The sequence below is a fragment of the Limnohabitans sp. Rim8 genome (assembly GCF_945901735.1).
GTDB lineage: Bacteria > Pseudomonadota > Gammaproteobacteria > Burkholderiales > Burkholderiaceae_C > Limnohabitans_A.
In genome coordinates this window covers 1-3,868 of record NZ_CAMDLM010000062.1, presented here as the reverse complement: position 1 = coordinate 3,868, position 3,868 = coordinate 1, and the positions used below count along the sequence as shown (strand labels likewise).

The 3,868-nt window shown below is 61.4% G+C and carries 4 protein-coding genes and 1 pseudogene; all 5 read right to left on the bottom strand.

Annotated features, from left to right (window positions below; translation table 11 throughout):
• Window positions 1-153: pseudogene (locus Q0O99_RS17405) on the bottom strand (NAD(P)-dependent oxidoreductase); the annotation flags it as partial.
• A gap of 14 nt (window positions 154-167) precedes the next feature.
• Window positions 168-932, bottom strand: coding sequence for an aldolase/citrate lyase family protein (locus Q0O99_RS17400; protein WP_293753235.1), 765 nt, complete (start codon window positions 930-932; stop codon window positions 168-170).
• 32 nt (window positions 933-964) lie between these two features.
• The gene (locus tag Q0O99_RS17395) at window positions 965-1,849 is read right to left on the bottom strand and encodes a 2-hydroxy-3-oxopropionate reductase (protein ID WP_293753234.1); all 885 of its coding nucleotides are present in this window, start codon (window positions 1,847-1,849) and stop codon (window positions 965-967) included.
• A 32-nt stretch (window positions 1,850-1,881) separates the two neighbouring features.
• Window positions 1,882-3,216: a glucarate dehydratase gene (gudD, locus tag Q0O99_RS17390; protein WP_293753233.1), complete on the bottom strand. Its 1,335-nt coding sequence runs from the start codon at window positions 3,214-3,216 to the stop codon at window positions 1,882-1,884.
• Window positions 3,217-3,302: 86 nt separating this feature from the next.
• The coding region (locus Q0O99_RS17385) for a FadR/GntR family transcriptional regulator (protein ID WP_293753232.1) at window positions 3,303-3,868 on the bottom strand (566 nt) is incomplete at its 5' end.

The following is a 3,868-nucleotide window of genomic DNA, read 5'->3' as shown; positions in this document are numbered from 1 at the left end:
GGCGGTTGCAGGGGCCAAATCACGGCGGTGGCTCACGCGCAGCACGTCGCAATAGGCTTTCAGACGAGGTCGCAACACTTGCCCTAAGTTGCCGCCCGCGCCCGTGAGCAGCAAGCGGGGGAATCGGATGGTCGAGGCGGGGGTATTCAGCATGTCTTGTGTTCTGTTCAGGATTTGAAACGGCCAGCCAATGCGGTGGCGCTGTCGCGCAGCACGTTTTGATCGGCACCCACGGCCACAAACAGGCAGCCTTGGTCTACGTAGTGTTTGGCCAAGGCTTCGTCGCCCGTCAAAATGCCCGCCGCCTTGCCGCAGGCCTTGATGCGGGCAATCGACTCGTCGATGACTTTCAGCACATCCGGGTGTTTCGGGTTGCCCAGGTGGCCGAGCGCTGCCGACAAGTCACCGGGGCCGATGAACACACCGTCCACGCCGTCCACGTTGGCAATGGCTTCGATGTTTTGCAGGCCCTGAACGGTTTCGACCTGAAGCAGCACGCAAATTTCTTCGCTGCTGTGTTGGGCATAGCCCTTCACCCGGCCATAGTGGCTGGCGCGGGGTGCACCCGCGTAACCGCGCACACCGTGTGGCGGGTAACGGGTGTAAGACACCGCTTGTTGGGCTTCTTCTTCGTTTTGGATGTAGGGCACCAGCAGGGTTTGCACGCCGACATCGAGCAAGCGCTTGAAGGTCACCATGTCGTTCCACGGTGGGCGCACGATGGGCGTGGTCGGGCTGCCCTTCATGGCTTGCAACTGCGCCACGATTTCCGTGAGGTCGTTCGGGGAGTGCTCCATGTCCAGCAGCAGCCAGTCAAAGCCGCAATGCGCCAGGATTTCGGTGCTGATGTTGCTGCACAGGTGCGACCACAGGCCAATTTGCTTTTGGCCGGATTGGATGGCGTGTTTGAAATGGTTGATGGGCATGTCCATGGTGTTTTTCTCTTTTTGGGAATGGGAAAAGTTCAGTTGCCAGCAATCTGGAAATTGGCCGCGATCTCCAGTGCTCGCACGATGCCGGAGTGGTCCCAAGCTGCGCCGCCGTGCGCCACGCAGGTGTTCATCAGTTGCTGCGCGTTGGCCGTGTTGGGCAGGCTCAGGCCCATGGCCTTGGCGCCTTCCAGCGCCAGGTTCAGGTCTTTCTGGTGCAACTCGATGCGGAAGCCCGGGTTGAAGGTGCGCTTGATCATGCGCTCGCCATGCAACTCCAAAATGCGGCTGGTGGCCAAGCCGCCCATCAGGGCTTGGCGCACTTTGGCCGGGTCGGCACCGGCTTTGGCCGCAAACAGCAGGGCTTCGCCCACCGCCTCGATGTTGAGTGCCACGATGATCTGATTGGCCACTTTGCAGGTCTGGCCGCTGCCGTTGTCACCGATCAGGGTGATGTTTTTGCCCATCAGCGCAAACAGCGGCTGCACCTTGTTGAAGGTGGCTTCAGAGCCGCCGACCATGATGGTGAGGCTGGCCGCTTTGGCGCCCACTTCGCCGCCGGAGACAGGGGCATCCAGATAGTCGCAGCCCAGTGCGTTGATCTTGGCTGCGAAGGCCTTGGTGGCAATGGGCGAGATGGAGCTCATGTCCACCACGGTCTTGCCTGCGGAGAGGCCTTTGGCCACACCCTGCTCGCCAAACAGCACGTCTTCCACATGCGGGGTGTCGGGCACCATGGTGAAAATGATGTCGGCTTTTTGTGCAACTTCGGCCGGGCTGGCGCAGACTTTGGCGCCTTGTTCGAGCACGGTAGCAGGCACGCCGCTGCGCGAAAAAGCAAAGACTTCGTGGCCGCCCGCGAGCAGGTGCCCGGCCATGGGCACGCCCATGATGCCCAAGCCAATAAATCCGAGTTTCATGGTGTTTCCTTTGAGGTGAATGGCCCGGGTGCTCAGCGCACCATGCAAGGCATCTTGTTGTTGAACTTCCAGCCGGGGATCAGGTATTGCATCGCGATGGCGTCATCGCGGGCACCCAGGCCGTGTTGTTGGTAGAGCTGGTTCGCTTGCATCACCGCGTCCATGTCCACCTCGATGCCCAAGCCAGGCTTGGCGGGCACATCGACATAGCCGTCCTTGATTTGCAGCGGGTTTTTGGTGAGGAACTGGCCGTCTTGCCAAATCCAGTGCGTGTCAATGGCGGTGACTTTGCCAGGGGCTGCCGCAGCGCATTGGGTGAACATGGCCAGCGAAATGTCGAAATGGTTGTTGGAGTGCGAGCCCCAGGTCAAGTCGTACATCTGGCACAGCTGCGCCACGCGCACCGAGCCTTGCAGCGTCCAGAAATGCGGGTCGGCCAGCGGAATGTCGACCGACTGCAGTTGGATGCTGTGGGCCATTTCGCGCCAGTCGGTGGCCACCATGTTGGTGGCCGTCAGCAAGCCCGTGGCGCGTCGGAATTCAGCCATGACCTCGCGGCCCGAGAACACGCCTTCTGCGCCGCAGGGGTCTTCGGCATAAGCCATGGTGCTGCGGTGATCGCGCAAGAGGCGGATGGCGTCTTTGAGCAGCCAGCCGCCGTTGGGGTCGAGCGTGATGCGGGCCTTGGGAAAGCGCTCGTGCAGCGCCACCACCGCCTCGACTTCTTCCTCGCCGCGCAGCACGCCGCCTTTGAGCTTGAAGTCTTGAAAGCCATAACGGGCCTGCGCGGCTTCGGCCAGGCGCACCACGGCCTCGGCCGTCATGGCTTTTTCGTGGCGCAGGCGCAGCCAGTCGTCGGCTTGATCGGGCTCGCTGCGGTAGGCTAAGTCGGTTTGCTGGCGGTCGCCCACATAAAACAGATAGCCCAGCATTTGCACTCGGCTGCGTTGCTGGCCATCGCCGAGCAGGGCACACACGGGCACGTTCAGGTGCTGGCCCAGCAGGTCGAGCAGGGCGCTTTCCACAGCGGTCACGGCGTGGATGGTGGTTCGCAGGTCAAAGGTTTGGTTGCCCCGGCCGCCGCTGTCACGGTCGGCAAACTGCTGGCGCATGGCGTTGAGCACGCGGTTGTAATGGCCAATGGCTTGGCCCTCAATCAGCGGGCGGGCGTCTTCCAGCGTCTGACGGATTTTTTCGCCACCGGGCACTTCGCCCAGGCCCGTGTGGCCTGACGAGTCGGTCAGGATGACGATGTTGCGGGTGAAGAAGGGGCCGTGAGCGCCGCTTAAGTTGAGCAGCATGCCGTCGTGGCCAGCCACGGGGATGACCTGCATGCGGGTCACGGTGGGGGTGGAGGAGGTGGTCATCATTTGCGCCTGTAGTCAATAGACATCGTACAACTTAAGGGGCAACTGTGCATTGGGGAAAACGTGGATGCTGCCTCGTTCTGGGGTCAGGGGCTGTCGGGATCGCTTTTGCGCAATCGCTCGCGGCTGTTGGCCAAATGGGTGCGCATTGCGGCACGCGCCGCTTCTACGTCTTGGTCGGCAATGGCGTTGTAAATGCTTTCATGTTCTTGATTGACCCGTTTGAGGTAACTGACACGTTCGGGGTCGGTACTCAGGATGCTGCTGATGCGTGCACGCGGAATGACGCCAGCGCCCAGTGAGTTCATCAGGTCGGTGAAGTGGTGGTTTTGGGTGGCGCGAGCAATTTCCTGATGGAATCGGTGGTCCGCAGTCACCGCATCCCGACCCTCGTCGATGGCGTTGTTGAATTCAAGCAGGGCGGCCTGCAACTCTGTTAAGTTTTCGGGGGTGCGGCGGACGGCGGCAAGAGCTGCTGCTTCGGTTTCTATGCTGATGCGGAATTCGAGCAGGGCGATGACCTCTCGCAGAGTCCCCATGTGTTCTGCGCTGATCCGAAAAGAGGGGTGGTCGCTTTGGTGAAGGACGAAAGTGCCGATGCCGTGGCGCGTATCCACCCAGCCCGAGGCTTGCAGCCGGGAAATGGCTTCCC